Below are 26,835 nucleotides of genomic sequence, written 5' to 3' on the forward strand. Positions count from 1 at the left end.
TTTTTACCGTGAGTGAGCGTTCCAGCCATTGGCAATTGCAGACCATCGTCAGCCAGCTGCGCACCGCGCGTGAGCAGTGGCGAGCGCAAAATGGCCGGGCCAGTACCGAGCAGGGCGGTCGCGAGCTGCCCTCCCGGGCGGCCATGGCAGAGATTCTCGAAGCCTTGTGCGGTGCGCTGTTCCCGATGCGCCTGGGGCCGGTTGACCTGCGCGAAGAGAGTGAAGACTTCTACGTCGGTCACACACTGGATGTGGCGCTGAATGCGCTGTTGGCCCAGGCGCGACTCGAATTGCGCTATGCCGCGCGCCACAGTGCCCAGGCCGATACCGAAGTCGAAGCCAAGACCATCCAGATCATCCAGGACTTCGCCCTCGCCCTGCCGGGGTTGCGCAGCCTGTTGGACACCGACGTACTGGCGGCCTATCACGGCGACCCGGCGGCGCGCAGTGTCGATGAAGTGCTGTTGTGCTACCCGGGGATCCTGGCGGTGATTCACCATCGGCTGGCCCACCATTTGTACCGTGCCGGGCTGCCGTTGCTGGCACGTATCAGCGCGGAAATCGCTCACTCGGCCACGGGCATCGACATTCACCCCGGCGCGCAGATCGGCCGCAGTTTTTTCATCGACCATGGTACCGGCGTGGTGATCGGCGAAACCGCGATCATCGGCGAGCGCGTGCGCATTTATCAGGCCGTGACCCTGGGGGCCAAGCGCTTCCCGGCGGACGAAGACGGCCAGTTGCAGAAAGGCCAGCCTCGGCATCCAATTGTCGAGGATGACGTGGTGATTTATGCCGGGGCGACGATCCTGGGGCGGATCACCATAGGCCAGGGTTCGACCATTGGCGGCAACGTCTGGCTGACCCGCAGCGTGCCGGCGGGCAGCAACCTGACCCAGGCGAATCTGCAGCATGAAGATGGGGCGCAGAAGTAGGTCTTTGAATCTCCTTTGACTGGTCTGGCCTCATCGCGGGCAAGCCCGCTCCCACAAGGTTTTCTGTCGTTTACAGCTTTTGTGTTCAACCAGGTCCACTGTGGGAGCGGGCTTGCCCGCGATTGGATTTCAAGTCGAATCGAGTCGCCAATCCCGCACCAGATCCTCCCTTGAGCTAGCGTATTAACACTACCGCCGAGCCCTGCGATTAGTCCTTAGCCCCCTATCCATGTTTAACTTGAACGTTCATTCAAGTTAAACCGGCGGTTCGCTGCCCGCTCACAACAGGAGGCTTGCCTTTGCTGAGTCCGATTTCTACAGCCACGTTTTACCCCTTCGAGGTGCACCGTACATGAGTGCATCGTCCATCCCTCCAAGCGGCCTGGTCCGCATGAATCCGCCGGTGTTCTGGTTCTCGGCGAGTTTCATTCTGTTGTTTGGTGTCGTTGTCATTGCCATGCCCGAGCAGGCCGGTGCCTGGTTGCTGGCGGCGCAAAACTGGGCGGCCAACACGGTCGGCTGGTATTACCTGTTGGCGATGACGCTGTATCTGGTCTTCGTGGTGGTCACCGCCTTGTCCGGCTACGGCAAGATCAAGCTCGGTGCCGACCACGACGAGCCCGAATTCAGCTATTTGTCATGGGCCGGCATGCTGTTCGCCGCGGGGATCAGCATCACCCTGTTTTTCTTTTGCGTGTCCGAGCCGCTGACCCACATGCTGCAGCCTCCCCAGGGCGAGGCCGGCACTGCGGACGCGGCGCGTCAGGCGATGCAGATTCTGTTTTTACACTGGGGTTTGCATGGCTGGGGCGTGTTCGCCTTTGTCGGTATGGCGCTGGCCTATTTCGCCTATCGCCACAACCTGCCGCTGGCCCTGCGCTCGGCGCTGTATCCGCTGATCGGCAAGCGCATCAATGGCCCCATCGGCTACGCGGTGGATGGCTTCGGCATCATCGCCACGGTGTTTGGCCTTGGTGCCGACATGGGCTTTGGCGTGTTGCACCTCAATTCGGGCCTGGACTACCTGTTCGGCATCGCCCACACCCAGTGGGTTCAGGTCGGCCTGATCACCCTGATGATGGGCGCGGCGATCATCGTTGCGGTGTCGGGCGTCGACAAGGGCGTGCGGGTCATGTCCGACATCAACATGCTGCTGGCCTGTGCGCTGTTGCTGTTCGTGTTGTTCGCCGGCCCCACGCAGCACTTGCTCAACACCCTGATCCAGAACCTCGGCGATTACCTCGGCGCCTTGCCGATGAAGAGCTTCGACCTCTACGCCTACGACAAACCCAGCGACTGGCTGGGCGGCTGGACGGTGTTCTATTGGGCCTGGTGGATCGCATGGTCGCCGTTCGTGGGCTTGTTCATCGCGCGGATATCCCGTGGCCGCACCATCCGCGAATTCGTCTTCGGCGTGCTGCTGATTCCGCTCGGTTTCACCCTGGCGTGGATGTCGATCTTCGGCAACAGCGCCATCGATCAAGTGCTCAACCACGGCATGAGCGCGCTCGGCCTGTCGGCTATCGACAATCCGTCGATGACGCTCTACCTGCTGCTGGAAACCTACCCGTGGTGCAAAACCGTCATTGCGGTAACGGTGTTCATCAGCTTTGTGTTCTTCGTCACCTCCGCCGACTCCGGCACCGTGGTGCTGTCGACGCTGTCCGCCAAGGGTGGCAATCCCGATGAAGACGGGCCGAAATGGCTGCGGGTGTTCTGGGGCGCAATGACCGCTCTGGTGACCAGCGCGCTGCTGTTTTCCGGCAGCATCGATGCGTTGAAGTCGGCGGTGGTCCTGACTTCGTTGCCGTTCTCGTTGATCTTGCTGTTGATGATGTGGGGTCTGCACAAGGCGTTTTATCTGGAGTCGCAGAAGCAGATTGCGCAGATGCATTCGTTGGCGCCGGTCTCGGGTTCTCGGCGTGGCAAGGGCGGCTGGCGGCAACGCCTGAGCCAGGCCGTGCATTTTCCGTCGCGCGACGAGGTTTATCGCTTCCTCGATACCACGGTGCGACCGGCCATTGAGGAAGTGTCGGCGGTGTTCCGCGAAAAGGGGCTGCACGTGGTCATGCACCCGGACCCGGCCCATGACAGCGTCAGCCTGGAAATCGGCCACGGCGATCAGCATCCGTTCGTTTATCAGGTGCAGATGCGCGGCTATTTCACGCCTTCGTTTGCCCGTGGCGGCATGGGTTCCAAGCAACTCAACAATCGCCGTTACTACCGGGCCGAAGTGCACTTAAGCGAGGGCAGCCAGGACTATGACCTGGTGGGCTACACCAAGGAGCAGATCATCAACGACATCCTCGACCAGTACGAGCGGCACATGCAGTTCCTGCATCTGGTGCGTTGATCGCGGGCAGGGCGCCGGGGCTTTTCAGCTCTCGGCGCTCAGCACCATGAACAACACCAGCGCCGCCACCGGGATGCTGAACACCATCGTGCCGATCCCCAGCTCCGTACTCAACGACTGGCCGGCGGTCACCACGCCGATGGCGCCGTTGATCACTGTCAGTGCCAGCCACAGGATCACGAAACTGTAGGTGAGTGTCTGGCGGCTGAAGCCGATTTTCTCGCCGATGAACAGCATCATCGCGAGCAGGACCAGGCCGAAGGTGATGATGATGGTGGTGTGCATGGCTTCTTCCATCCTTGCGATCGTTATCGCTTCTTCGTTGCTTTGGCGACTGTGTTCCTGTCGGCCCGGATCACACAAGCCTGTCGCTGTTCTGTTCGATTGTGCGGGCAGAATGAATTTCTGTGAAACGTTTCAGCATTTAGTCGAATCCCGGGTTTTCTGGCGTTGATCCGGGCGTATGCTGGGCGCCTGGCGAAGCAGTCGATACCAGATTCAAGATAGACAAGAGAGGATTCGATGACTTACACCGCTGCCGAAAACCGCTACGACTCCATCCCTTACCGCCGCGTGGGCCGCAGCGGCCTGGTGCTGCCTGCGCTGTCGTTGGGCCTGTGGCACAACTTCGGCGATAGCACGCCGATCGATACCCAGCGCGCGTTGTTGCGCACGGCGTTCGATCTGGGGATCAACCATTTCGACCTGGCCAACAACTACGGTCCGCCCTATGGCAGCGCCGAAATCAACTTCGGCCGTTTGCTGCGTGAAGACTTCAAGCAGTACCGCGACGAGTTGATCATCTCCAGCAAGGCCGGTTGGGACATGTGGCCGGGGCCTTACGGTCAGGGCGGCGGTTCGCGCAAGTATGTGCTGGCCAGCCTCGACCAGAGCCTGCAGCGCTTGGGCGTGGACTATGTCGACATCTTCTATTCCCACCGTTTTGACCCGGACACGCCACTGGAAGAAACCGCCAGTGCGCTGGCCACCGCGGTGCAGCAGGGCAAGGCGTTGTACATCGGCATCTCGTCTTATTCCGGGGTGAAGACCCGCGAAATGGCGGCGTTGCTCAAAGAGTGGAAAGTCCCGCTGCTGATCCACCAACCGGCCTACAACCTGCTCAATCGCTGGGTGGAAAAAGACCTGCTGGACACCACTGACGAACTCGGCACGGGCGTGATTGCGTTCACGCCGCTGGCGCAGGGATTGCTGACCGACAAGTACCTCAACGGCGTGCCGGCGGATGCGCGGGTCAATCGTCCGGGGGGTGGTTCGTTGCAGGCATCGCACTTGTCCGAGGCCAACATCGCCCAGGTGCGCGCACTCAACGAAATCGCCAGGCGTCGTGACCAGAGCCTGGCGCAACTGGCGCTGGCGTGGACCTTGCGCGATCCACGGGTCACTTCGGCATTGATTGGCGCGAGCCGGCCGGAGCAGATCATCGAGAACGTCGGCGCGTTGAAGAACCTGAGCTTCAGTGCAGAGGAGCTGGCGGAGATTGACCGGTATGCCCAGGAGGGTGGGATCAATCTTTGGGAGAAGCCTTCGATGGCTGAGTAAGAGTCAGGCGCCGGGTCTTCTGGTGCCTGTCCTGGCCTCATCGCGAGCAAGCTCGCTCCCACAGGTTGGTGGTCGACACAAATCCAATGTGGGAGCGAGCTTGCTCGCGATGAGGCCTGAACAGGCAATGAAAATGTCAGGGATTCACCGAAAAAAACGGCACATCCCCCAACACCGTCGCCCGCTGCATCACCCGCCGCGCCGGCCGGTAATCATCCACGGCGTAATGCTGGGTCACGCGGTTGTCCCAGAACGCAATGTCGTCCTGCTGCCAGCGCCAGCGGATGGTGAATTCAGGCCGCGTGGCGTGGGCAAACAGAAACTTCAGAATCGCCTCGCTTTCGGTTTCCGACAATTCGTTGATCTTCGAGGTGAAGCCTTCGTTGACGAACAGCGAGCGGCGACCGCTCACCGGGTGTGTGCGGATCACCGGGTGCGACAGGGGCGGATTCTTGCGCCGTGCTTCCTCCCACTGGGCCAACGCTTCGGGCGTGTTGCCATAGCGCTCCAGCGGGAACGAACGGGTGAAATCGTGGGTGGCGGTCAGGCCTTCGAGCAAGGTTTTCATCGGCGCCGAGAGGGCTTCATACGCGGCAATTCCACTGGCCCACAAGGTGTCGCCGCCAAACTCCGGCAGCAGCTTGGCGCTGAGCACCGCGCCCATGGCCGGGGTCGGCAGGAAGGTCACGTCGGTGTGCCAGATCGCGTTATCGCGCACGTCAGTGACGGCGGTGTCGAGGATCAGCACTTGCGGCTGTTCCGGCACATTGGGGTAGATCGGGTGAATGTGCAGGTCGCCGAAATTCGCGGCGAATCGCGCCTGTTGCTGTGGCGTGATCGGCTGGTCGCGAAAGAACAGCACCTGATGCTTGAGCAAGGCCTGCTCGATGGCGTCGCGTTGTTCCGCGCTCAGCGGCTGGCTGATGTCGACGCCGCTGATCTGCGCGCCGAGGGCCGAGCTTAAGGGGACAATGGTTGGGTGGCTCATGGTGGTTCTCATTGATCCGGGGTGTCGAGCTTTTGTGGGAGCGAGCTTGCTCGCGATAGCGGACTGTCAGGCGACACAAGTGTTGAACGTGCAACCGCCATCGTGAGCAAGCTCGCTCCCACAGGGTACTCACAGGGCAATTATTCAGTGGGCCTGGCCGTGCCACGGCACCAGTTTGCGCTGCAATTTGCGCAGGCCCATTTCCATCGCGAAAGCGATCAGTGCGATCACCAGAATCCCCAGGACCACCACATCGGTGACCAGGAACTGCGCGGCGGACTGCACCATAAAGCCAAGACCGCTGGTGGCGGCGATCAATTCGGCGGCGACCAGTGTCGACCAACCGACACCGAGGCCAATGCGCACCCCGGTCAGAATGTCCGGCAAGGCACTCGGCAAAATCACGTGGCGGATCAACTGCACGCGAGTGGCACCCAATGACTGCGCGGCACGCAATTTGGCCGGGTCGACCGTGCGCACGCCAGTGGCGGTGGCGATGGCAATCGGGGCGAAGATCGCCAGGTAGATCAGCAGCACTTTCGACAGTTCGCCGATGCCGCACCAGATCACGATCAGCGGCAGGTAGGCCAGCGGTGGAATGGGCCGGTAGAACTCGATCAGCGGGTCGAGCACGCCACGGGCGATACGGTTGGCGCCGATGGCGATGCCCACCGGTACGGCGGTGAGTATCGCAAAGCCGAGGCCCAGGCCGATGCGGCTCAGGCTCGCGCCGAGGTGCTGCCACAGCGTTGAGTCCATGTAACCGGAGGTCGCCAGCAGCCAGCCTTTTTGCAGCACGGCGGAGGGCGGCGGCAGGAACAGCGGCTCGATCAGACCGGTCGCGGTCACGGCCCACCAAATGACAATGAGCGCGGCCAGTGTCAGCACGCTGATCCAGCGAGTGCTCAAGCGGCGTCGTGCGGCAGGCACAGGAGTGCCTGGCTTGATCGCGGCGACGGGGATTTCGTAACTGCTCATGCGCGCTCCTGCCGCTGGGCGGCGCTGCGTTGGGAGAACACTTTGGCGAGCACGTGTTCGCGGGTTTCGATAAAACGCGGATCGGATTTGATTGAGCGGGCCGACTCACCGGCGGCGTAACGCTGACCGAAGTCGAGGCTCAGGCGCTCGACGATTTGCCCCGGGTTCGGCGCCAACAGAATCAGGTCGGTGGCGAGGAACACGGCTTCTTCGATGTCGTGGGTAATCAGGAACACCGGCTTGGCGGTGCGTTGCCAGACTTGCAACAACAGCTCTTGCATCTGCTCGCGGGTGAAGGCATCCAGGGCGCCGAAAGGTTCGTCCATCAACAACACGCGCGGGTCGGCGGCGAGCGCGCGGGCCAGGCCGACACGCTGCTTCTGGCCACCCGAGAGCTGCCAGATGCGGCGCTGGTCAAAACCTGAAAGATCGACCAGGGCGAGCATTTCCCGGGCACGCGCTTCGCGTTTGTCCCGGGCAATACCGGCCAGCTCCAGGCCGAAGCCGACGTTGGCCAGTACGTCCTGCCAGGGCAGTAGCGCGTCGTCTTGGAACACTACGCCGCGCTCGGCGCTCGGGCCTCTGACGGGCACGCCGTCGAGGGTGATGCGCCCGGCGCTGGGTTCGACGAAACCGGCAATCAGGTTCAACAGCGAAGTCTTGCCACTGCCGGACGGGCCGAGGGCGACCAGCAATTGCCGGGGCCCGAGGCTCAGGGAGATATCCGCCAACACCGGTTCCGGGTTGCCGGGGTACTGTGCGCTGATACGCTCCAGTTGTAGCAAAGCCATCGCAGTCAACTCCCGATCAATTGGTGATGAACTTGGCGCTGACGTACGGCGCGTAGTCCGGCAGCACGGCCTCGACTTTGCCTTGTTCCTTGAGGAACGCGGCGGTGTCGGTGATGGCTTTGGTCGTCGGCGCGCCGAGGGTGAGCACCTGGTCAGCCGCCAGCGGGTAGACGTTGCCTTGCAGCAGCAGCGGAATATCGCTGGCCTTGGCGCCAGACAGTTTTACCAGCTTGTCGACGTTGCCCTGGTTGGCGAGCCAGGCTTGTGGGTCTTTGCGGTAATCGGCATAGGCGTCGAGGGTGACTTTGGCGAACGCGGTGACGATCTGCGGATGCTTCTCGGCGAAATCCTTGCGCACGATCCAGGCATCGAAGGTCGGAGCACCGAACTTGGCCAGTTCACCGGAGGTGATCAGGACCTTGCCGTTTTCCTTGGCCACGCCGAGGGCCGGGTCCCACACGTAAGTGGCGTCGATGTCACCGCGTTTCCAGGCGGCGATGATCGCCGGTGGCGCCAGGTTGAGAACGGTGACTTTCGAGGGATCGATGTTCCAGTGCTTCAGTGCAGCGAGCAGGCTGTAGTGGCCGGTGGATACAAACGGCACGGCGATTTTCTTGCCGATCAGGTCTTGCGGGGTCTTGATCCCGGAGCCGTCGCGGGCGACCAAGGCTTCGGCGGCGCCGATCTGGGTGGCGATGAGGAAGGTTTCCACCGGGACTTTGCGAGTGATGGCAGCGGTCAGCGGGCTGGAACCGAGGTAGCCGATCTGCACGTCGCCGGAGGCGATGGCGGCGATGATATCGGCACCGTTGTCGAATTTGCGCCAGCTGATATCGGCCTTGGTGGCCTTTTCGTAAGCGCCGTCGGCCTGGGCGACTTTCGCCGGGTCAACGGTGGTCTGGTAGGCGACGGTGACGTCGGCCGCCTGGGCAAAGAAACTCGCGGTAGCCAGAGTTGCGGCCGCCAGCAAGCGTAGAGGGAAAGTCAGTTTCATCAGAAAGCTCCTTGTCAGGCGACCGAATGTCGGCGTGATAAAGAGACTAAATGATCTAAGAATTCGAAAATAAATAACTTATTCGAATTAGCTTATGAGAGGAAAACTTGAGGAGCGACCACTACGTGGTCATCGCGAGCAAGCTCGCTCCCACAGTGGATCTTCGGTGTGAGCACAATCGTGCAAACACCACTGAACCCTGTGGGAGCGAGCTTGCTCCGGGCGGCGTTCCGACGATAAGGTCCGAAGGACCTTCAGTTGCTGATCGCCAGAATGCTCGCCTGGTACGCCCCGACAAACACATCGAAATCACCGACCTCGTTCTGCTCCAGCTCAGCCTGTTGAGCCAGCGATGAACGCGCCCGCTCTTCAAACTGCGCTTGCTCTTCAGCCGCCAACGGCTCGCGGCGGAAGAACTCGGCATGCGCCTGGCTTTGGCGCAGGGAGAACTGGGCAAAGCTCTCCTTGTGCTCGGCCATGGCCGCCAACACTTGTGCCGATGGCGTCAGGGACGGGTCCCGGACCTTGGCCATCTGGGCGTCCAGCGCCTTGCTGTGGGCATCGCCGCCATGGCTCTGGTCGAGCAACGCGGCCAGCGGAGCGATTTTTTCCAGCAGCTCACCGGCCCATTCCTTCAGGTCAACCGGCTGGCCGTCGCGTTGCAGTTGCAGGCCTGGACGACGACCTTCCTTGACCACGCTGAGGAAGTTCGAGGTCGCGTTGCCGCAACTGGTGTTGGTCAGCAGCGGGCTGTCGTTGAGCGCGCAGTACAGCAGGAACGCATCGAGGAAGCGCGACTCGGTAAGGTCGATGCCCATCGGCAGGAACGGATTGATGTCCAGGCAGCGCACTTCGACGTACTGGATGCCCCGGGCCATCAGCGCCTGGATCGGCCGCTCGCCGGTGTAGGTCACGCGTTTCGGGCGGATGTTGGAGTAGTACTCGTTTTCGATCTGCAGGATGTTGGTATTGAGCTGCACCCACTCGCCATCCTGGTGGGTGCCGACTTCGACGTACGGCGCATACGGCGTGGCCACCGCTTTGCGCAGGCTGTCGGTGTAGCTGGCCAGATCGTTGTAGCACGGCGTCAGGCCGGCCTGGGCGTTGCTCTGGTAACCCAGGTCGCTCATGCGCAGGCTGGTGGCGTACGGCAGGTACAGGGTGTGCGGGTCCAGCTGTTCCAACTGATGCGAACGACCGCGCAGGAAGCCGGCATCCAGCGCTGGCGACGCACCGAACAGGTACATCAGCAGCCAGCTGTAGCGGCGGAAGTTGCGGATCAGCGCGATGTAGGACGACGACTGGAAATCGCGGTCGCTACCGACAAAGCCTTCGGCCTGCCTGAGCAGCGGCCAGAGTTTTTCCGGCAGGGAAAAGTTGTAGTGGATGCCGGCAATGCATTGCATGGTCTTGCCGTAACGCAGGGCCAGGCCCTTGCGGTACACGTACTTGAGCTGCCCGATATTGGACGTGCCGTAATAGGCGATCGGGATGTCTTCCTCGGCCGGCAACGGGCACGGCATCGATGGGCTCCACAGGTACTCGTTGCCGAGCTTGCTGTAGGCAAAACGGTGAATGCTGTCCAGGCTTGCCAACGTGTCCGCCGGGTCGGGCAGGGCTGGAGTGATGAACTCCAGCAGCGACTCGGAGTAGTCGGTGGTGATCTGTTCGTTGGTCAGCGCGGAACCCAATTCTTCCGGGTGCGGCGTTTGCGCCAGGCGACCTTCGCCGGTCACGCGCAGGCATTCACGTTCGATGCCGTGAAGGCACTGTTCGAGCAGAGAGAGGTTAGCGCGCTCGCCGAGCAGGGCCAGGCGGCGGTTGAGAAGTTCGCTCAAGTTGGATTCCTTCACGCGTCAGTCGCCCCAATATGGGGGTGGGCAAGACGGTCTACAAGGGTGAAGTTAAAACTGGCGTTTTCGCCTCGTTTTTGAGCCTGACAGGCCATATGCCGATTTTCAAGAATTGCACGTTCCCTGTGGGAGCGGGCTTGCCCGCGATGAGGGAGTGTCAGTCACCATTTATGTGGTCTGACACACCGCCATCGCGGGCAAGCCCGCTCCCACAGGTTGCATTGCGCTGAAATTAACTCAAATTGATGACGACTAGCTACAGGACAGCGAACGTGCCTTGTGCTTTTGCGACCAGTTTGTCGCCCTGCATCACATCGGCTTCGACAACCAAGGTGCGGCGACCCGGATGGATCACCCGCGCCGTGCACATCACCTCGCCGTCAGAGACGGCGCGGATGTAGTTGATCTTGCACTCGATGGTCGCGCTCTGCTGGTCAAAGCCGTGGGTGCTGGAGCAGGCCAGCCCCATGGCAATGTCCACCAGGCTGAACAAGGCCCCGCCGTGGAGCTTGCCGCCGCGATTGCGCAGTTCGGGCTCCAGTGCCAGGGCGACTTGCGCCACCCCGGTTTCCAGACTGTGCAAGCGGCAGCCCAGCAGCTTGAAAAACGCGCTTTCGGTCAGCCCGGCGGGAATGTCCATCAGCGTTTCTTCAACTGCTTGGCATTGGCGAACAGCGAAGCCATGGCGTTGTTGCTCGGTGCTGCTGCCGTGGTTTCCTTGCGCGGTGCAGTGTTCTGGGATTGGCGGGGCGCCGACCCCGGACGCGCGCCGCGAGCGCCGTCGATTTTCTCGCCCGGGGTGTCGCTCATGCGCATCGACAGGCCAACGCGTTTGCGCGGGATGTCGACTTCCATGACCTTCACTTTCACCACGTCACCGGCCTTCACCGCTTCGCGCGGATCCTTGATGAACTTCTCCGAAAGCGCGGAGATGTGCACCAAACCGTCCTGATGCACGCCGATATCGACGAAGGCACCGAAGTTGGTCACGTTGGTCACCACGCCTTCGAGGATCATGCCCAGTTGAAGGTCCTTGAGGTCTTCGACGCCTTCCTGGAACTCGGCGGTCTTGAACTCGGGGCGCGGGTCGCGGCCGGGCTTGTCCAACTCCTGCAGGATGTCGGTGACCGTTGGCAAGCCGAAGGTTTCGTCGGTGAATTTTTTCGGGTCCAGGCGCTTGAGGAAGCCACTGTCGCCAATCAGCGAACGAATATCGCGATCGGTCTCGGCGGCGATACGCTGCACCAGCGGATAGGCTTCCGGGTGCACCGCGGAGGCATCCAGGGGATTGTCTCCGTTCATCACGCGCAGGAATCCGGCGGCCTGTTCGAAGGTTTTTTCGCCCAGACGTGCGACTTTCTTCAGCGCAGCGCGGGTCTTGAACGCACCGTGCTCGTCACGGTGGCTGACGATGTTCTGCGCCAGGGTCGCGTTGAGACCGGAGATGCGCGCCAGCAACGCCACGGACGCGGTGTTCACGTCGACGCCGACGGCGTTCACGCAGTCCTCGACCACGGCATCCAGGCCACGGGCCAGTTTCAGCTGCGACACGTCGTGCTGGTACTGGCCGACACCGATGGATTTCGGATCGATCTTCACCAGCTCAGCCAGCGGATCCTGCAGGCGACGGGCAATCGACACCGCACCACGGATCGACACGTCGAGATCCGGGAATTCCTTGGAAGCCAGTTCCGACGCCGAGTAAACCGATGCACCGGCCTCGGAGACCATGACTTTGGTCATCTTCATCGCTGGGTATTTTTTGATCAGCTCGGCGGCGAGCTTATCGGTCTCGCGGCTGGCGGTACCGTTGCCGATGGCGATCAGGTCCACCGAGTGCTTGGCGCACAGGGCGGCGAGTACGGCGATGGTCTGGTCCCACTTGTTGTGCGGCACGTGCGGGTAAACCGTGGCGTGATCCAGCAGCTTGCCAGTGGAATCAACCACCGCCACCTTGCAGCCGGTGCGCAGGCCAGGGTCGAGACCCAAAGTGGCGCGCGGGCCGGCCGGGGCCGACAGCAGCAGGTCGTGCAGGTTGTGGGCGAAGACGTTGATCGCTTCGGTTTCCGCGCCATCGCGCAGTTCGCCCAGCAGGTCGGTTTCCAGATGGGTGTAGAGCTTGACCTTCCAGGTCCAGCGCACCACTTCGCCCAACCATTTGTCGGCGGCGCGGTTCTGGTTCTGGATGCCGACATGCTGGCCGATCATGCCTTCGCACGGGTGCATGGTGCCCGGCAGTTCGTCGCCGACTTTCAGCGCGGAGCTGAGGATGCCTTCGTTGCGGCCACGGAAAATCGCCAGCGCGCGGTGCGACGGCATGCTTTTCAGTGGTTCGTCGTGTTCGAAGTAGTCGCGGAACTTGGCGCCTTCCTCCTCCTTGCCGGCAATCACGCGGGCACTGAGGGTGGCTTCCTGCTTGAGGTAGTTGCGCAGCTTGTCCAGCAGGCCGGCGTCTTCGGCGAAGCGCTCCATGAGGATGTACTTGGCGCCTTCGAGGGCTGCCTTCACGTCGGCCACGCCTTTTTCAGCGTCGATGAAGCGTGCGGCTTCGGTTTCCGGGCTCAGGGACGGGTCGTTGAACAAACCGTCGGCCAGTTCGCCGAGGCCGGCTTCCAGGGCGATCTGGCCCTTGGTGCGGCGCTTCTGCTTGTACGGCAGGTACAAGTCTTCGAGGCGGGTCTTGGTGTCGGCGAGCTTGATGTCGCGTTCGAGTTGCGGCGTCAGCTTGCCTTGCTCTTCGATGCTGGCAAGGATGCTGATGCGCCGTTCGTCGAGTTCTCGCAGGTAGCGCAGGCGCTCTTCCAGATGACGCAATTGCGTATCGTCGAGGCTGCCGGTCACTTCTTTCCGGTAACGGGCGATGAAGGGAACGGTAGAGCCTTCATCGAGTAGCGCGACGGCCGCTTCGACCTGTTGTGGGCGTACACCGAGTTCCTCGGCGATGCGGCTGTTGATGCTGTCCATAAAACCACCTGACAAATTGTGAAAGCAGGCTCGCAGGCGCAAGGATAAGGGCTCGGCGAGTCTGGTTGAGCGGCCTGGCCTGCGCCGCTACCTGGATCAAAAGGTATCCCGTTGACCCGTGAAATCGAACAATTACTGCCGACGCCATGAAAATAAATGGCGTCTGTCTGTAGTACCTGTCTGATGTTGCCTGACACAAAAGGCCGCGCATTATAACCAGCGTTCTGTCGTTCGGGGGCATCAGGGGTTGCGGGTGCAATGGCCGGTTTTCTGGCACTAAAGGAAAAATCTGCTAACAATGCACACGGTGCGTATAACGGCAGCTACGCCATAATGCGCGCCGAGATCAAAGGAGCATCCAATGAGCAGCACTGCACAAACTGCTGAAGGCGAGAAAATTCTTATCGTTGACGACGATCCGGGGCTGAGCAGCCTGCTGGAACGTTTTTTCGTCAGCAAGGGCTACCGCGCCCGCGCCGTACCGAACACCGAGCAAATGGATCGCCTGCTGGCGCGCGAAGTGTTCAACCTGGTCGTCCTCGACCTGATGCTGCCCGGCGAAGACGGCCTGACCGCCTGCCGCCGCCTGCGCAACGCGAACAACCAGATTCCAATCATCATGCTCACCGCCAAGGGCGACGAGCTGAGCCGTATCAAGGGCCTGGAACTGGGCGCCGACGATTACCTGGCCAAGCCGTTCAACCCGGACGAGCTGATGGCTCGCGTCAAGGCGGTATTGCGTCGCCAGTCGGCCCCGGTGCCAGGCGCCCCGGGCAGCGAAGACGAAAGCGTGACCTTCGGTGACTACGAGTTGTCCCTGGCCACCCGCGAGCTCAAGCGCGGTGAAGAAGTGCACATGCTCACCACCGGCGAGTTCGCTGTGCTCAAGGCCCTGGTGATGAATGCGCGTCAGCCGCTGACTCGCGATAAACTGATGAACCTGGCCCGTGGCCGCGAGTGGGATGCCCTGGAGCGTTCCATCGATGTGCAGATTTCCCGTCTGCGCCGGATGATCGAGCCCGATCCTTCCAAACCGCGTTACATCCAGACAGTCTGGGGCGTGGGTTACGTGTTTGTTCCGGATGGTACCGCCACCAAGTGATTGGCGATTTGTAGGAGCGGGTCGTGCGGACTTCGGATCATTCGATCCTGTCCGCAGACTCGCAAACCGCAATATGCGAGCATCGCTCTCTCCTGCAAGTGTTTAACGGTTATCCATGAAAACCCCCGTTTGGTTCCCCCAGAGCTTCTTCTCCCGCACCCTTTGGCTGGTGCTCATCGTCGTTCTCTTCTCCAAGGCGCTGACCCTGGTTTATCTGCTGATGAACGAAGATGTGCTGGTGGACCGCCAGTACAGCCACGGTGTCGCCCTGGTACTGCGCGCCTACTGGGCGGCTGATGAAGAGAACCGCGCCAAGATTGCCGATAGTGCACCCCTGATTCGGGTAGTGGGCGCCGGTGTCCCGGAAGGCGAGCAACATTGGCCATACAGTGAGATTTACCAGCGACAGATGCAGACCGAGTTGGGGCCGGACACCGAAGTGCGACTACGCATGCATTCTCCCCCGGCATTGTGGGTTCGTGCTCCGAGCCTGGGTGAAGGTTGGCTGAAAGTGCCGTTGTATCCGCACCCGTTGCGTGGCCAGAAAATCTGGAATGTGCTCGGCTGGTTCCTTGCTATCGGTCTGCTGTCAACGGCGTCTGCGTGGATCTTCGTCAGCCAGCTCAATCAACCTTTGAAGCGTCTGGTGTATGCCGCGCGGCAACTGGGCCAGGGGCGCAGCGTGCGCTTGCCAATCAGCGATACCCCGAGTGAGATGACCGAGGTTTACCGCGCCTTCAACCAGATGGCCGAAGACGTGGAGCAGGCAGGTCGCGAGCGTGAGCTGATGCTGGCCGGGGTTTCCCATGATTTGCGCACACCCTTGACCCGCTTGCGTCTGTCCCTGGAGTTGATGGGCGATCGCACCGACCTGACTGACGACATGGTGCGCGATATCGAAGACATGGACGCGATTCTCGATCAGTTCCTGGCGTTCATTCGCGACGGGCGCGACGAGTCGGTGGAGGAGGTTGACCTGAGCGACCTGGTCCGCGAAGTCGCTGCGCCGTATAACCAGACCGAAGAAAAAGTGCGGCTGCGCCTGGAGCCGATTCAGCCGTTTCCGTTGCGTCGTGTGTCGATGAAGCGACTGCTGAACAACCTGATCGGCAATGCGCTGCATCATGCCGGCAGTGGCGTGGAGGTGGCGGCATACGTGTCCGGGGACATCAGCGCGCCGTATGTGGTGCTGAGCGTCATGGACCGTGGTGCCGGGATCGATCCGTCGGAACTGGAAGCGATCTTCAACCCGTTCACCCGTGGTGATCGTGCCCGGGGCGGGAAGGGCACCGGGTTGGGGCTGGCGATCGTGAAGCGGATTGCTTCGATGCATGGCGGGAATGTTGAACTGCGCAACCGCTCGGGCGGTGGACTGGAAGCGCGGGTGCGCTTGCCGTTGGGGTTGATGTTGCCGCGGGATGCCGTTTAAAACCTGATTTTTTCAGTGGGCTGATCGCCCCTTCGCGGGCAAGTCGGATCGCCGCACCGCCGCTCCCACGGTGATTTTGGCTAGCCGAAATATCGCTATCAACCCAAAACCCTGTGGGAGCGGGCTTGCCCGCGAAGGCGGCCTTCCAGCCGCCACAAAAACCAGGGTTAACCCTTACCCTTGGTCCGGGTCATATTCGGCCCGCCATTCTTCTCCAGATGCTCAATGATGATCCCCGCCACATTCTTGCCAGTGGTGGTCTCGATCCCTTCAAGCCCCGGCGACGAGTTCACTTCCATCACCAGCGGCCCGTGATTGGAGCGCAGGATGTCCACACCCGCCACCGCCAACCCCATGACCTTGGCTGCGCGCAACGCCGTCATGCGCTCTTCCGGCGTGATCTTGATCAGGCTCGCGCTTCCACCGCGATGCAGGTTGGAGCGGAACTCGCCGGGTTTGGCCTGGCGCTTCATCGCTGCAATCACCTTGTCTCCGACGACGAAGCAGCGAATGTCTGCACCACCGGCTTCCTTGATGTACTCCTGGACCATGATGTTCTGCTTGAGGCCCATGAACGCCTCGATCACCGATTCTGCGGCGGTCGCGGTTTCGCACAGCACCACGCCGATGCCTTGGGTGCCTTCCAGCACCTTGATCACCAGCGGCGCGCCGTTGACCATTTCGATCAGGTCGGGGATGTCATCGGGGGAGTGGGCAAACCCGGTCACCGGCAAGCCGATCCCGCGACGGGACAGCAATTGCAGCGAACGCAGCTTGTCCCGCGAGCGGGCAATGGCCACCGATTCGTTGAGCGGGAACACCCCCATCATTTCGAACTGGCGCAGCACGGCGCAGCCATAAAAGGTCACGGACGCACCGATCCGTGGAATCACCGCATCGAAACCTTCCAGCGGCTTGCCGCGGTAGTGGATCTGCGGCTTGTGGCTGGCGATGTTCATGTAGGCGCGCAGGGTGTCGACCACCACCATTTCATGGCCGCGTTCAGTACCGGCTTCAACCAGGCGGCGGGTGGAATACAGACGCGGGTTCCGCGACAGCACAGCGATCTTCATGCAACACCTGTGGAGGAGGTAGATACCGGGAACACCGGCTTGTCTTGTACATACTTGATGCCCGGATTGACCACCAACTGGCCGTGGATCAGGGCTTTGGAGCCGAGCAGCAGGCGATAACGCATGGATTTGCGGCAGGCGAGCGTGAACTCCACCCGCCAGACCCGATCACCGAGGGCCAGGGTGGTGCTGATCACGTATCGCACCTGCGCGTGACCGTTTGAGCTTTTAATGGTTTTCATCGTCACCAACGGTGCTTCGCAGCGTCGGTGGCGCAGTTGTACGACGGAGCCCAGGTGGGCGGTAAAACGCACCCACTGCTCACCCTCGCGCTCGAACAGCTCGATGTCGGTGGCGTGGAGGCTTGAGGTGCTGGCACCGGTGTCGATTTTTGCCCGAAGGCCGGCGACTCCCAAATCCGGGAGCGCCACCCACTCGCGCAGACCGACAACGGTCAAATGGTCAAATGTCTTCAAAAGTGCTCAACCGGTAGAAACCGCTCGGGCCGCATGCGGCCGGATTCGCGGTATTCACGCAGAATAATGATTAAAAGGCGACAGATATCTACGGCCCGGATTTCCAGCCTCGCAAGGAGGTTATGGAATGTCGGTATTGTAATCCGAGCCGGTGAAATTCTTGGTACGTCAGAAACGGTAGTACAGTTCACCAATATTTCAGAATGAGGAAATTCCATGGCACAAAAAAACGAAGAGGACGACAAAGTCCGCCTCGATAAGTGGTTGTGGGCTGCACGATTCTACAAGACCCGTGCCCTGGCCAAGGCGGCGATTGAAAGCGGCAAGGTGCATTGCCGAGGCGAACGCTGCAAGCCGGGTAAAGAGCCACGGGTCGGCGACGAGTTTGTGATCCGCACCGGTTTCGAGGAGCGCACGGTGGTGGTCCAGGCGTTGTCGATCGTTCGCCGTGGCGCACCGGAGGCGCAGATGCTGTACGCCGAAACGCAAGCCAGCATCGCCAAGCGCGAAAACGCCGCCGCCGAGCGCAAGGCAGGCGCCCTGGGCGTAAGCACCGATGGCAAACCGAGCAAGAAACAGCGACGGGATCTGTTCAAGTTTCGTGGCAGCAGCAACGAATGATTGACCGGGGCCGTCGATCACTCAAACAGGCAAAGACTTGTAATTGTGCTTGTGCGTAGCCATATGGGGTAATTCGCCTACCCTTTATGAGCCGTTGGCAGTGCCATTCGTCGTAAAGCGCACACAGTCTCCGTCCTGTAAGCCATAACCAGACAGCAAGGCGCTATGGCCAAGGCGCGACCTCGAATTCTGTCATCACTTTTGTCACCACTTCAGATACCCAGACTTATGACTGACCTACCGGATAACGACTTCACCCAACGCTTCATCTTCGATGACAGCGACACCCGTGGCGAGCTGGTCTCGTTGGAGCTCAGCTACGCCGAAGTCCTGGCCAAACACGCCTACCCGCAGCCGGTCGCGCAACTGCTCGGCGAGCTGATGGCGGCCGCATCGTTGCTGGTCGGCGCGATGAAGTTCGATGGCTTGCTGATTTTGCAAGCCCGTTCCGAAGGCCCGATCCCGCTGCTGATGATCGAGTGCTCCAGCGAGCGCGAGATCCGTGGCCTGGCCCGTTACGAAGCGGACCGTATCGCACCTGACGCGACCCTGGCCGACCTGATGCCGGACGGCGTGCTGGCATTGACCATCGACCCGACTCAGGGCCAGCGTTACCAGGGCATCGTCGACCTCGACGGCGCCACCCTGTCGGAATGCTTCACCAACTATTTCGTCATGTCCCAGCAAGTCGGCACGCGTTTCTGGCTGTACGCCGACGGCCGTCGCGCCCGTGGCCTGTTGCTGCAACAGCTGCCTGCCGACCGTTTGAAGGACGAAGACGAGCGCGCCGCCAGCTGGCAGCACCTCACTACCCTGGGCGGCACGCTGACCGCCGATGAACTGCTGGGCCTGGACAACGAAACCGTGTTGCATCGCCTGTACCACGACGAGCAGGTGCGCTTGTTCGATGTGCAGAAGTTGCGCTTCCGTTGCAGCTGCTCGCGCGAACGTTCGGCCAATGCACTGGTCAGTCTGGGTGTGGAAGATGCGCAGCAATTGGTGGTCGAGCACGGTGGCAACATCGAAATCGATTGCCAGTTCTGTAACCAGCGCTACCTGTTCGATGCCGCCGATGTCACCCAATTGTTCGCCGGCGCGGGTGTCGAGACGCCGTCAGATACCCGTCACTAAAACGGTTCAGCGCAGGTAAATTCACTGGCTACCGCCGGATTAACGCCGTTACGACAGGAGGGGCCTACTTTTTTTGGGCTTTTCTGGCATAATCCGGCCCACTTTTTTCGCGGTAGTAGTGCACGACTTTCTACTACAAAAACGTTTGGAGCACTCGGCCACTGGCCGACGGGGAACCTCATGACGCAAGCCAACAATGCCGTGTACACCGATCTGAGTGTTGATGATCTGGTTAAAGAAGCCCTCAATCGCGGTGAAGGCGAGCTTGCCGATACCGGCGCACTGGTTGTTCGTACCGGTCACCGTACCGGCCGTTCGCCAGTCGATCGTTTCATCGTTGATGAGCCGAGCACCACGGGCGCCATCGCCTGGGGCCCGATCAACCGCAAGTTCCCGGCCGACAAGTTCGACGCCCTGTGGGACCGTGTTGAAGCTTTCAACAACGCGCAAGAGCATTTCGTTTCCCACGTGCATGTAGGTGCGGCTTCCGAGCACTACCTGGCCGTGAAGATGACCACCCAGACTGCCTGGCAGAACCTGTTCGGCCGTTGCCTGTTCATCAACCCGGCTCAGTACAACCCGGCGGGTCGTGACGAGTGGCAGGTCCTCAACGTTGCCAACTTCGAATGCGTGCCAGAGCGTGACGGCACCAACTCCGACGGCTGCGTGATCATCAACTTCGCACAGAAGAAAGTGCTGATCGCCGGCATGCGTTACGCCGGTGAGATGAAGAAAGCCATGTTCTCGGTGCAGAACTTCCTGCTGCCGGCTGCCGACGTACTGCCAATGCACTGCGCCGCCAACATCGGCGAAGAGGGCGACGTGACCCTGTTCTTCGGTCTGTCCGGTACCGGCAAGACCACCCTGTCCGCCGATGAAAGCCGTTACCTGATCGGTGACGACGAACACGGCTGGGGCGAAGGCGTGGTGTTCAATATCGAAGGCGGTTGCTATGCCAAGTGCATCGACCTGTCCGAGAAGAACGAGCCGGTTATCTGGAAAGCCATCAAGCACGGCGCGGTATTGGAAAACGTCGTTATCGACGATGCCAAGCACGCCGACTACGCCGATGTCAGCCTGACCCAGAACAGCCGCGCCGCCTACCCGCTGGAGCACGTTGCCAAGCGCTCCGAGAAGAACCTCGGTGGCGAGCCGAACGCTGTGATCTTCCTGACCTGCGACCTGACCGGCGTGCTGCCGCCAGTGTCGATCCTCAACGAAGAACAAGCGGCCTACCACTTCCTGTCCGGCTACACCGCACTGGTGGGCTCGACTGAAATGGGTTCGGGCAGTGGCATCAAGTCGACCTTCTCCACCTGCTTCGGCGCACCGTTCTTCCCGCGTCCGGCCGGCGAATACGCTGAACTGCTGATCAAGCGCATCCGCGGCTTCGGCTCCAAGGTCTACCTGGTCAACACCGGCTGGACCGGCGGTGGCTACGGCGTCGGCAAACGCTTCAACATCCCGACCACCCGTGCAGTGATCGCAGCGATCCAGAGCGGCGCGCTGATCGGTACCGAGACCGAGCACCTGGACACCATCAACCTCGACGTGCCACTGGCCGTACCGGGCGTTGAGACTGGCCTGCTGAACCCACGCAACACCTGGACCGACAAGCCATCCTACGACGAAGCCGCCAAAGCACTGGCCGGCCTGTTCATCGAGAACTTCAAGAAGTTCGAAGTGAGCGACGCGATCAAGGCTGCGGGTCCGAAGATTTAACTTGGCTGTCTAGTATTGCTCCGCAAAGGGGCAAACAATTAAAAAACGCTCAATGCATCATTGAGCGTTTTTTTATGTCTGAATTATTAATGTCTTATTCGCTCTCTGGTAGGGCGCTTATTACATTTTTAACCTTCCATAATCGCCATCTGATCTTGTTTGCTGTTAGAACTTACAGTAGACGCTGATCTGTGTTTGCGTCTCTAATTTTATGGTCGCCCATTTTCTGGGTGGCGTAAAAATGGAGATAACATAATGACGGATTTAATGAAGCGCCCAGGTGAACTTGATCAAAGTTATGGTGAAAAGGGTATTTGCAATCTTCAGATAGATGGATATTTAAACGCTATGGCGGAAGGGAGGAACGGGTATCAACATTTTGTTTATGTCGCCGGCACGACTCGACTAAGGCCTGGGGAGTCGAAGAAGTACTTTTTAGCACGCCTTACAGAGGGTGGTAAGCTTGATGCATCTTTTGGGGGTGGTGTAATTACCGGTGAATTCTCACCTGGTTTTGATTCGCAAGTATTCAGTTTAGCAGTGCAGAAGAATGGAAAAATTGTAATCTCGGGAGATTTTGATTATCGGTCAGCAGCGTTAGCAAGATTCGATATGGACGGAAGTCTTGATGATGGCTTTGGGGAAAATGGGGTAAAAATTCTTGATCCTTCTAAAGTTTATGAAGCTGATAAGGAAAAATTCATACCTGAAAGCAGTGTCAGGTCATCAGGCGCCTTCGGTCAAGCGAACATGGTTTTGTTGGCGGATGGCAAGATTTTGCTGGTCCATACTAATCGAAAGGGGAATCGGCATCAGCTTATTCGCCTTGAAGCCAATGGAGATCTCGACCTCAGTTTTCAAAAGGAAGGTTTCATAGATATTACTGCGCCTGCACCTTGGCGAATGATGCGAGTTACGGGGTTAGGTATCCAGGAAACGAGGGGGGGTGAAAAACTTATTGTGTCTGGTTATTGCACCAAGTTGACTGAAGATGGCCAAGATACTATTTCAGCTGGAATTTTTGCGCGTTACGATATGAGTGGCTTCAAGGACGAGAGCTTTAAAGGAAAAGGGTTTTTTGTACTTGAGCACATCAAAGAGTTAGAGATTTTGGGGATCACTATTCTTCCAACTGGGAAAATTTATGGCTTTGGAAGAACGCCTCCACCTCATCTCGGCGGTGGTACTCTATCGGATGCAGTAATAGTAAGGCTTGGAGAGGATGGCAGTCCTGAAGTCTATAAAGTTATTGCAAAACAAAATGAGCTTGAATTTTATTCAGGTGCAGTGCAAAAAAAAGATAATAAAATAGTTGTGGCAGGAACTTGGTATAGCCCGCGCGGGGATCTGGGGGTTGTGGGTCGCTATCATGAAAATGGCACGCCGGATGTCGAATTTGGTCATGAATCGTCGTTAGATGGAATAATCTGGTTCCCCGATGTCGGTTATGGGCGGTGTGCCAGGATCCAAGAGGATGGATTAATTCTCGTTAGCGGCGCTGTTAATTATCAAGGTCATTCTAGTGCGGCAGTCCTACGTTACATGAGTTGATGATTCATGATGTTTAACTCTTGGTCATTACACGTCGAATGAAGTATCGATAAGTAGTGAGGGCAATATTCTTTGCTTTTCGCCAAAATAGTTCGACCTTTGCACTGATGATACGGGTTGATTTGGTATCCCGCAGTTGTGCTCCATCTCATCGGCGCGACACATTTTTATTGTGGCGCCGTGCCGCCCCTCGGGGCGGCCTTTTTCGTGCGCGTCGTTTCAGGTTTTCAGATTCAGGACAAACGCCCCGACCAATACCAGCACAAGCCCCAGCGCCTGACCGAAATAAACGACGCGTTTGCCCCCCCACCGCGCGGGCATTGAGCCCCACCAGAAAATCCGTGCCGCCCCCACAGCAAGGCGGCCAACAACCCCCATCAACACGTCCCCGCGATTTCCTTATCGTGGACGTTACAAGCCTTCCAGCGCCTGCGTGTCCCAGTGTTGGGCCTTGATGGCTCGGTAGAGCATGCCGATGGTCAATGGCACCTTGTCGCCGCGCCCCTTAGCTTTGCGCTTGAGAAATACATCGTAGCCGTCGGGCTGGAAATAGCGATAGCTGTCGAAATCCACGAAGTCGATGGCGAAGTGGTTTTCCAGGGTTTCGATCAAATGCTGTGCATCGGCACCGTTGCAGCCCAGGTCGAAGTTGATCGAGGTGTTGAGGCTGATGGTTTTGCGCTCGGGCAGACCGATTTCTTCGTGCAGCAGTTGCATGAGTTGCTGCATTGGGTGGTCGTCAGGGAAATTGGGGGCGAGGTTCATTGGAAGGCGCTCCGATAGGCTGGGACGTGAGTCAGGCTCAACTGTTTTGCTCTCTCGGTATTTTTCGAGTGCCTGTTCTCGCGAGATAAGCGGCTTGTTGAGGTTTGTCGGAGAAGTATCGAATCCGGCGAGGCGCAAGCTAGCCAAGTAATTTGAACGACTGACCTTTTCGTAATGAGCTTGTTTTTGTTTGAAGGTCAATTTACTCATGGGAATTACCAAAATGAATGTCAGGGCCATCTTTGTCTGGCATGAATCACCCTTACCATTTCAACTGCATTTTCTGTGATCAGATAGATCATGACGTAGTTGGCGGTCGCAACAATCTCCCGCGTTCATGGGACTTTGCCTTTTCTGTAAAGAGTCGGACGCTGACGAGCGTTTTCAGCTTTCAACTCGAAAATTTCGTCGAGGGCAATCGCCGCTTCAGGGTTGTCCAGAGTGATGTGGTCCATGATTTTGCTTCGGTCATCAAGCGCCGTCTGACGCCAGACTACCTTCATCAACGCGCCCGCTGACGTATGGCATCACGTTTGGCGGCGAATATTCGGCGGGCCTCCTCATCGCTCACCGTCGGTCTTGAATCATCAAGCCCAATTTGGACCTGCTCCTTGAACCATTCCTCGTATGCGGCGGCATCGTGTGCCTGTTTCAACGCCTCGGAACGATCGGGACGCGTGTAGGTTTTGATTTGGAGTGGATCATAGTTCGATGCGTCCACATCGAAGGTGGTGATGCCTACGTCTTGCAGATAAGTCACCAGCGTTTCAAGTCGTTTGAACAGTCGTACCTGTCGACTACGTTGCGCTGTCAGGGAGCATTGTTTGTTCCCGTACGGAATTTGAATCGACCACCCTCCCGGATTCGCAACGATATGCGCGCTGTTTACCGAGCCTTTCTCAACCAATCGTATGAGGGTGCTGTGATCGATAGTTTCGGCTGTCATGAGAGTGAGTCCATGGGTGAACAATGGCTCACATGCTACGCAATCAATAATAGTTTGCAATGTTCGGCTCCTATGTGTTGTGGCAGAAAAACATCATTGATCAGGCAGGCCCCTCCTACTTGGGAACGGAACCTGCTTGAACGAGCGCGTTAAGCGGGGGCTTTCCAGTTGAGCATGCGTTGCTGGGCAACCTTGAGCAGGTCGCAGCCGTCCTGGGTTAGCAGGTAGAGGGCGTGGGTTATGTGCGGGATGTCTTCGACATCGCCGTCCTTGAAGCTTTGGCAGTGCAGGGTTTGGAGGAGCTCGCTGGAAGCTCGGATGCGTTGAAGTGCGGCTTCGAGGATGTCTTGGGGGTTGGCTTCTGTGTCGATGATCAGAGGCTGTGAATCGGTGAGATTGGTGTGGAGTGGGAGATAGCGTTCGTTGGTGAACGGGTTCCATTTGTTCATTTTATGTATTCTCAAATGCTTTGGATGAAACCACCGCCATCGTGACCAAGCGATGGGAGGCGGACTGTGTTCGGGTTGGTCAACCGGGAGAACACACAAAACCGGCACGCTCGAAGGCGTCCCAAACACAGCCACCATAAAGCGTGCAGACACTTGAGTGCCGGCAGCATACAACGGACGCGTTTATGTGTTCCATTCGGGTGACCAAGCCCGAGTCGCTGATTTGGCAGCGACAGCCCGGACTATAGGATTGAGTGACTGGTCATCGATAGCCGACAAGGTGTCTTGTTTTGTAGGACCTTGCCGAAGCTTTCATAGGTCGTTGCTGACGGCGTTGTCCACAGTGGACCGCGTTATCGTTTTTCGCGAGCAGGCTCGCTCCCACAGGGGATCGTGTTCTTCAGATGGTGAGGTTCGGCAAGCGCTGGCGGGCGATGTCGAGCAGGTCGTTGCCGTCCTGGGTCAGCAGGTACAGGGCGCTGACGATATTGGGGATGTCGCTCGCTTCGGCCTGTTTGAAGCAGGTGCAATAAAGGGTTTCGAGCAGGTCGCTGGCGGCGCGGATGCGTTGTCGGGCGGCGTCGAGGATCTCGTAGGGATCGGCCTCGGTATCGATGACCAGCACCGGGGTTTCGCTGTAGCGGGTCTTTAGCGGGTGGTAGCGGGCTGTCAGTGAGTCGGGGTTTTTCATTGAGTGCGTCCTGTGCGAAATCGGCAAGTGTTCCCGGCAGGCCGAGACACTGTTTTCAGCCGCGCTGGAAACTATAGGAGGGTATGGCGTTGGGGGACAAGACGGCCGAGATCGACAGGCTTTGTAAGGGTTTTGTCATATTTGGAGGAAGGGGACTACAGGTTGTTGCTGGGTTTTCAACGTGAAATGGCGAGAGGTAAAAATGCCTACAGCGTTATCAGCTGGTTCGCAGTAAATCTCGGTAGAGGGTGCCTCGGACAATGTCGGGCGTTTCGAGTTTTACAGTGGCTGTGCTGGCCGCTTCCCGAGCAAGCCCGCACACAAGGGGTGTGAGTCGTGTGGGTGGTTCAGACTGGCGAGGTTATCTCGAGGCTGCCGAACGACCCATACAGACTTACTCGGTCATGACCTCTGGCGCTTGGCGCGAGGCTGCTTCCAGATCCATCAAGCCTCTACCGTAGGCTTCACTGTTGGCATAGAGGCCAGTCCGGTTCGCCGTCGCCAGCAGATGCTCGCGCACTTGCTGCGCAGTGAGCTCGGGGTAACGACTTTGCAGTGCCGCCAATGCTCCGCTGACCAGCGCGGCAGCAGGCGAGGTGCCAGCCGTCTGGATGTAGGTGCCATCCTTGTTGGTTGTCAGCAGGCCTTGCCCTGCACCGGAGTCGCCACCCGGTACAGCAATGCACCAGGCTGCCGCCACGCCACAATAGTTGGATTTGGCATTGATGGCGCTGCCGTCGTTTTTCAACGCAACCACCGCGATCCAGCCTTTTTCCAGTTCGGGTATGGCGACAGGCAAGCCGGGTTCAGCCAAGGGTTCTCGTTTCAGTTCATTGCCGGTAGGGAAAACAAAGACGGCGCCGTCCTCCACCAGTTTGCGCGCGGTCACCAGAGATTGCGGCATGACTTGCTTGTAACGCGCCTCGTTGATTTCGGTCGCAGGAATGGCGTTGGCCCACGAGTTGTTGAGGATGCGCGCGCCCTTGTCGAAACCTGCTTGCCAGGACTGAGCGATTTCACCATCGAAGAAAAAGGGTTCGTTATCGTCGCCGAAGCGATAGGGGATCAGCTGTGCGTTGAACGCGACGCCGTGCATGCCCTGATCATCCTTGTTGGCTGCGAGGATGCCGGCCATCTGGGTGCCGTGGCCGACCCGATCAAAAGTGCCGACCTGATTCTCCACATAGTCAAAACCCGGATCGCGCAGCCTTCCTCGAAACTCCGGCAGGCTGCTGTTCAGACCCGAATCGATCAGTGCGACAGCTACACCCTGGCCGGTGCCGCCGCGGGCATAAAGACTTGATGCGTTGACAATCGCCAGACCTTTTTGGGCCTGATACTCCGGCGTTTCAAAGGCTGCCGTGTCCAGGGAAGGCTGCTCCGGGACGGTCAGGCATCCGTTCAAAAGAAGGGGAAGTGCGAGGGTGCAGGCAAGCGGAAAAAAGTGTTTTTGGGACATGGTC

The 26,835-nt window shown here is 59.2% G+C and carries 25 protein-coding genes and 1 pseudogene; 9 read left to right on the forward strand and 17 right to left on the reverse strand.

The features are described from left to right. Nucleotides 1–8 precede the first annotated feature (8 nt). Both epsC and betT read left to right on the forward strand, forming a co-directional pair. Nucleotides 9–935, forward strand: a complete 927-nt coding sequence (gene epsC, locus KW841_RS09970; RefSeq protein ID WP_007972891.1) for a serine O-acetyltransferase EpsC — start codon at nucleotides 9–11, stop codon at nucleotides 933–935. Between the two features lie 391 nt (nucleotides 936–1,326). Further along, nucleotides 1,327–3,288 (forward strand): choline transporter BetT, encoded by a 1,962-nt coding sequence (gene betT, locus KW841_RS09975; protein ID WP_218476184.1) that lies wholly within the window; start codon nucleotides 1,327–1,329, stop codon nucleotides 3,286–3,288. Between the two features lie 24 nt (nucleotides 3,289–3,312). Here the strand turns inward: betT and KW841_RS09980 are convergent, their stop codons facing one another. Further along, entirely contained in the window at nucleotides 3,313–3,573 is a 261-nt protein-coding gene (locus KW841_RS09980) for a hypothetical protein (protein ID WP_218475651.1), read from the reverse strand. Nucleotides 3,574–3,810: 237 nt separating this feature from the next. On the opposite strand from KW841_RS09980, the gene mgrA reads away from it, so the two are divergent. Next, nucleotides 3,811–4,848 carry an L-glyceraldehyde 3-phosphate reductase gene (mgrA, locus tag KW841_RS09985; protein ID WP_218475653.1) on the forward strand — a complete coding sequence of 346 codons (1,038 nt, stop codon included), beginning with the start codon at nucleotides 3,811–3,813 and terminating at the stop codon, nucleotides 4,846–4,848. A gap of 136 nt (nucleotides 4,849–4,984) precedes the next feature. On the opposite strand, the gene tauD is transcribed toward mgrA, so the two are convergent. The 7 genes from tauD to KW841_RS10020 all read right to left on the reverse strand — a co-directional run bounded on the left by tauD (nucleotide 4,985) and on the right by KW841_RS10020 (nucleotide 13,416). After that, a complete protein-coding gene (gene tauD / locus KW841_RS09990; RefSeq protein ID WP_218475655.1) occupies nucleotides 4,985–5,836 on the reverse strand; it encodes a taurine dioxygenase in 852 nt (283 codons plus the stop codon). Nucleotides 5,837–5,980: 144 nt separating this feature from the next. Further along, nucleotides 5,981–6,814 carry a taurine ABC transporter permease TauC gene (tauC, locus tag KW841_RS09995; protein ID WP_218475658.1) on the reverse strand — a complete coding sequence of 278 codons (834 nt, stop codon included), beginning with the start codon at nucleotides 6,812–6,814 and terminating at the stop codon, nucleotides 5,981–5,983. Beyond that, nucleotides 6,811–7,605: a taurine ABC transporter ATP-binding subunit gene (tauB, locus tag KW841_RS10000; protein ID WP_218475662.1), complete on the reverse strand. Its 795-nt coding sequence runs from the start codon at nucleotides 7,603–7,605 to the stop codon at nucleotides 6,811–6,813. The genes tauC and tauB overlap by 4 nt, the downstream gene beginning before the upstream one ends. Before the next feature lie 16 nt (nucleotides 7,606–7,621). After that, on the reverse strand, nucleotides 7,622–8,599 hold the full coding sequence (tauA, locus tag KW841_RS10005) for a taurine ABC transporter substrate-binding protein (RefSeq protein WP_218475665.1): 978 nt from the start codon (nucleotides 8,597–8,599) through the stop codon (nucleotides 7,622–7,624). A gap of 254 nt (nucleotides 8,600–8,853) precedes the next feature. Next, complete coding sequence (gene gshA, locus KW841_RS10010) at nucleotides 8,854–10,437, reverse strand: glutamate--cysteine ligase (protein WP_218475667.1); 1,584 nt, start codon at nucleotides 10,435–10,437, stop codon at nucleotides 8,854–8,856. A gap of 271 nt (nucleotides 10,438–10,708) precedes the next feature. Next, nucleotides 10,709–11,092 carry a PaaI family thioesterase gene (locus tag KW841_RS10015; RefSeq protein ID WP_007972875.1) on the reverse strand — a complete coding sequence of 128 codons (384 nt, stop codon included), beginning with the start codon at nucleotides 11,090–11,092 and terminating at the stop codon, nucleotides 10,709–10,711. After that, the gene (locus tag KW841_RS10020) at nucleotides 11,092–13,416 is read right to left on the reverse strand and encodes a Tex family protein (RefSeq protein ID WP_102673947.1); all 2,325 of its coding nucleotides are present in this window, start codon (nucleotides 13,414–13,416) and stop codon (nucleotides 11,092–11,094) included. The genes KW841_RS10015 and KW841_RS10020 overlap by 1 nt, the downstream gene beginning before the upstream one ends. Before the next feature lie 361 nt (nucleotides 13,417–13,777). Here KW841_RS10020 and ompR point away from each other — a divergent pair, with 361 nt between their 5' ends. Further along, nucleotides 13,778–14,518 (forward strand): two-component system response regulator OmpR, encoded by a 741-nt coding sequence (gene ompR, locus KW841_RS10025; protein ID WP_007972873.1) that lies wholly within the window; start codon nucleotides 13,778–13,780, stop codon nucleotides 14,516–14,518. 115 nt (nucleotides 14,519–14,633) lie between these two features. After that, nucleotides 14,634–15,947 carry an ATP-binding protein gene (locus tag KW841_RS10030; RefSeq protein WP_218475669.1) on the forward strand — a complete coding sequence of 438 codons (1,314 nt, stop codon included), beginning with the start codon at nucleotides 14,634–14,636 and terminating at the stop codon, nucleotides 15,945–15,947. A 167-nt stretch (nucleotides 15,948–16,114) separates the two neighbouring features. Here the strand turns inward: KW841_RS10030 and rimK are convergent, their stop codons facing one another. Both rimK and KW841_RS10040 read right to left on the reverse strand, forming a co-directional pair. Beyond that, nucleotides 16,115–17,020, reverse strand: a complete 906-nt coding sequence (gene rimK / locus KW841_RS10035; protein ID WP_007972871.1) for a 30S ribosomal protein S6--L-glutamate ligase — start codon at nucleotides 17,018–17,020, stop codon at nucleotides 16,115–16,117. Further along, complete coding sequence (locus tag KW841_RS10040) at nucleotides 17,017–17,478, reverse strand: ATP-dependent zinc protease (protein ID WP_218476187.1); 462 nt, start codon at nucleotides 17,476–17,478, stop codon at nucleotides 17,017–17,019. The genes rimK and KW841_RS10040 overlap by 4 nt, the downstream gene beginning before the upstream one ends. A gap of 234 nt (nucleotides 17,479–17,712) precedes the next feature. Here KW841_RS10040 and KW841_RS10045 point away from each other — a divergent pair, with 234 nt between their 5' ends. From KW841_RS10045 to KW841_RS10060, 4 genes are all read left to right on the forward strand, one after another. Next, nucleotides 17,713–18,117: an RNA-binding S4 domain-containing protein gene (locus KW841_RS10045; RefSeq protein ID WP_218475671.1), complete on the forward strand. Its 405-nt coding sequence runs from the start codon at nucleotides 17,713–17,715 to the stop codon at nucleotides 18,115–18,117. A 228-nt stretch (nucleotides 18,118–18,345) separates the two neighbouring features. Then, nucleotides 18,346–19,248 (forward strand): Hsp33 family molecular chaperone HslO, encoded by a 903-nt coding sequence (hslO, locus tag KW841_RS10050; protein ID WP_015093022.1) that lies wholly within the window; start codon nucleotides 18,346–18,348, stop codon nucleotides 19,246–19,248. A 180-nt stretch (nucleotides 19,249–19,428) separates the two neighbouring features. Further along, on the forward strand, nucleotides 19,429–20,970 hold the full coding sequence (locus tag KW841_RS10055) for a phosphoenolpyruvate carboxykinase (protein ID WP_218475673.1): 1,542 nt from the start codon (nucleotides 19,429–19,431) through the stop codon (nucleotides 20,968–20,970). Nucleotides 20,971–21,225: 255 nt separating this feature from the next. Beyond that, entirely contained in the window at nucleotides 21,226–22,521 is a 1,296-nt protein-coding gene (locus KW841_RS10060) for a hypothetical protein (RefSeq protein ID WP_218475675.1), read from the forward strand. A 411-nt stretch (nucleotides 22,522–22,932) separates the two neighbouring features. On the opposite strand, the gene KW841_RS10065 is transcribed toward KW841_RS10060, so the two are convergent. The 7 genes and pseudogenes from KW841_RS10065 to KW841_RS10095 form a co-directional block, all read right to left on the reverse strand. After that, on the reverse strand, nucleotides 22,933–23,286 hold the full coding sequence (locus tag KW841_RS10065) for a DUF1493 family protein (protein ID WP_218476190.1): 354 nt from the start codon (nucleotides 23,284–23,286) through the stop codon (nucleotides 22,933–22,935). 66 nt (nucleotides 23,287–23,352) lie between these two features. Next, nucleotides 23,353–23,526 (reverse strand): annotated as a pseudogene (locus tag KW841_RS10070) (YhfG family protein); the annotation flags it as partial. Between the two features lie 95 nt (nucleotides 23,527–23,621). Next, entirely contained in the window at nucleotides 23,622–23,789 is a 168-nt protein-coding gene (locus tag KW841_RS29655) for a hypothetical protein (RefSeq protein ID WP_256357770.1), read from the reverse strand. Beyond that, a complete protein-coding gene (locus tag KW841_RS10080; protein WP_218475677.1) occupies nucleotides 23,789–24,232 on the reverse strand; it encodes a hypothetical protein in 444 nt (147 codons plus the stop codon). The genes KW841_RS29655 and KW841_RS10080 overlap by 1 nt, the downstream gene beginning before the upstream one ends. Nucleotides 24,233–24,381: 149 nt before the next feature. Continuing rightward, nucleotides 24,382–24,681 (reverse strand): hypothetical protein, encoded by a 300-nt coding sequence (locus tag KW841_RS10085; protein ID WP_218475679.1) that lies wholly within the window; start codon nucleotides 24,679–24,681, stop codon nucleotides 24,382–24,384. A gap of 400 nt (nucleotides 24,682–25,081) precedes the next feature. After that, on the reverse strand, nucleotides 25,082–25,372 hold the full coding sequence (locus KW841_RS10090; protein WP_218475681.1) for a hypothetical protein: 291 nt from the start codon (nucleotides 25,370–25,372) through the stop codon (nucleotides 25,082–25,084). A gap of 394 nt (nucleotides 25,373–25,766) precedes the next feature. Then, complete coding sequence (locus tag KW841_RS10095) at nucleotides 25,767–26,831, reverse strand: S8 family peptidase (protein WP_218476192.1); 1,065 nt, start codon at nucleotides 26,829–26,831, stop codon at nucleotides 25,767–25,769. Between the last annotated feature and the right edge of the window lie 4 nt (nucleotides 26,832–26,835).

The sequence above is a fragment of the Pseudomonas sp. PDM28 genome, assembly GCF_019219115.1.
Taxonomy (GTDB): domain Bacteria; phylum Pseudomonadota; class Gammaproteobacteria; order Pseudomonadales; family Pseudomonadaceae; genus Aquipseudomonas; species Aquipseudomonas laurylsulfatiphila.

Coding starts and splice junctions, on each gene's coding strand:
- betT (WP_218476184.1), top strand. CDS start 1,327: ATGAATCCGCCGGTGTTCTGGTTCTCGGCGAGTTTCATTCTGTTGTTT.
- KW841_RS09980 (WP_218475651.1), bottom strand. CDS start 3,573: ATGCACACCACCATCATCATCACCTTCGGCCTGGTCCTGCTCGCGATG.
- mgrA (WP_218475653.1), top strand. CDS start 3,811: ATGACTTACACCGCTGCCGAAAACCGCTACGACTCCATCCCTTACCGC.
- tauD (WP_218475655.1), bottom strand. CDS start 5,836: ATGAGCCACCCAACCATTGTCCCCTTAAGCTCGGCCCTCGGCGCGCAG.
- tauC (WP_218475658.1), bottom strand. CDS start 6,814: ATGAGCAGTTACGAAATCCCCGTCGCCGCGATCAAGCCAGGCACTCCT.
- tauB (WP_218475662.1), bottom strand. CDS start 7,605: ATGGCTTTGCTACAACTGGAGCGTATCAGCGCACAGTACCCCGGCAAC.
- tauA (WP_218475665.1), bottom strand. CDS start 8,599: ATGAAACTGACTTTCCCTCTACGCTTGCTGGCGGCCGCAACTCTGGCT.
- KW841_RS10015 (WP_007972875.1), bottom strand. CDS start 11,092: ATGGACATTCCCGCCGGGCTGACCGAAAGCGCGTTTTTCAAGCTGCTG.
- KW841_RS10020 (WP_102673947.1), bottom strand. CDS start 13,416: ATGGACAGCATCAACAGCCGCATCGCCGAGGAACTCGGTGTACGCCCA.
- ompR (WP_007972873.1), top strand. CDS start 13,778: ATGAGCAGCACTGCACAAACTGCTGAAGGCGAGAAAATTCTTATCGTT.
- KW841_RS10030 (WP_218475669.1), top strand. CDS start 14,634: ATGAAAACCCCCGTTTGGTTCCCCCAGAGCTTCTTCTCCCGCACCCTT.
- rimK (WP_007972871.1), bottom strand. CDS start 17,020: ATGAAGATCGCTGTGCTGTCGCGGAACCCGCGTCTGTATTCCACCCGC.
- KW841_RS10045 (WP_218475671.1), top strand. CDS start 17,713: ATGGCACAAAAAAACGAAGAGGACGACAAAGTCCGCCTCGATAAGTGG.
- hslO (WP_015093022.1), top strand. CDS start 18,346: ATGACTGACCTACCGGATAACGACTTCACCCAACGCTTCATCTTCGAT.
- KW841_RS10055 (WP_218475673.1), top strand. CDS start 19,429: ATGACGCAAGCCAACAATGCCGTGTACACCGATCTGAGTGTTGATGAT.
- KW841_RS10060 (WP_218475675.1), top strand. CDS start 21,226: ATGACGGATTTAATGAAGCGCCCAGGTGAACTTGATCAAAGTTATGGT.
- KW841_RS10065 (WP_218476190.1), bottom strand. CDS start 23,286: ATGAACCTCGCCCCCAATTTCCCTGACGACCACCCAATGCAGCAACTC.
- KW841_RS29655 (WP_256357770.1), bottom strand. CDS start 23,789: ATGAAGGTAGTCTGGCGTCAGACGGCGCTTGATGACCGAAGCAAAATC.
- KW841_RS10080 (WP_218475677.1), bottom strand. CDS start 24,232: ATGACAGCCGAAACTATCGATCACAGCACCCTCATACGATTGGTTGAG.
- KW841_RS10085 (WP_218475679.1), bottom strand. CDS start 24,681: ATGAACAAATGGAACCCGTTCACCAACGAACGCTATCTCCCACTCCAC.
- KW841_RS10090 (WP_218475681.1), bottom strand. CDS start 25,372: ATGAAAAACCCCGACTCACTGACAGCCCGCTACCACCCGCTAAAGACC.
- KW841_RS10095 (WP_218476192.1), bottom strand. CDS start 26,831: ATGTCCCAAAAACACTTTTTTCCGCTTGCCTGCACCCTCGCACTTCCC.